Consider the following 894-nt stretch of genomic DNA (forward strand, 5'->3'; position numbering starts at 1 on the left):
CTGCTTCCCAAGTGGGGCCCTCGGTCATCTCGCCGTCGCCCATCATCACGTAGACCTTTGCATCAGATTTCTTTAATTTCAGGCCCATCGCCATACCCACGGCAATGGGCAGTCCAAGGCCAATGGAGCCGCCGGAAATTTCAATGCCGGGCGTATAGGCAGGCATGCAGGACATGGGAAGACGGCTGTTGTCAAGACCGTAAGTATCTAGCCAGTCCTTGGGGAAAAAGCCCTCTTCTGCCATTGCGGCGTATACGGCAATGGCATTGTGCCCGGCTGAGAGGAGAAATCTGTCCCGGCCTTCCCACTTCGGATCGTCGGCGTGGAACCGCATGGCGTGGGAATACAGCACCGTCAAAAAGTCCGCGGCCCCCAGTGATTGAGAAATAAAACCGCGCTTGTCCACATGCGCCATTCTCAGGACGTTTTTACGAACTTCATACGCTTTATCGATGAGTTCTTCTTTATTCATGATAGCTCCCTTCCTCTTCTTAAACTTCGATTCATCCAACGTAGGATGTTTATACGTTATACTATCACTGGGTCGAAAAAGCGTCAAGAATGAATATCCATGAAAAGCAAGGCCTGTTTTTGTAACATTCAATAAAACTTTCCGAAAAAAGACGTAAGAGCAACGTAGCGTCATGTTTCTGGAAAGCTGCATTAAAAAATCAGCAGACAGCGAGAAATCGCTGTCTGCCGATCAATGTTACGTATTTCATGTGTTTTGTATGTGTTCTTATAGAAGCGTGACTGAAAGTGTTCTCTTTTTGAGGACTTTTGATGCCCACAGCAGAGTATCCTGTCTCGCTGTGCGCGCTCAGCCGTATCTGCGCTTTTTGTACATGGCCATGGAGAGAGGAATCGAAATTGCCGTCAGCGCGGCGGACAACA

Annotated in this window: 1 protein-coding gene and 1 pseudogene; one reads left to right on the forward strand and one right to left on the reverse strand. The window is 48.9% G+C overall.

The window, feature by feature from the left end:
• Positions 1 to 472, reverse strand: a pseudogene (locus tag B2W96_RS02985) (transketolase); the annotation flags it as partial.
• A 172-nt stretch (positions 473 to 644) separates the two neighbouring features.
• On the opposite strand from B2W96_RS02985, the gene B2W96_RS02990 reads away from it, so the two are divergent.
• On the forward strand, positions 645 to 894 hold a 250-nt coding region (locus B2W96_RS02990), incomplete at its 3' end, for a hypothetical protein (RefSeq protein WP_293008411.1).

Origin of the sequence: Oscillibacter sp. UBA6647 (assembly GCA_002455655.1) — a bacterium.
Classification (GTDB): domain Bacteria; phylum Bacillota; class Clostridia; order Oscillospirales; family Oscillospiraceae; genus Oscillibacter.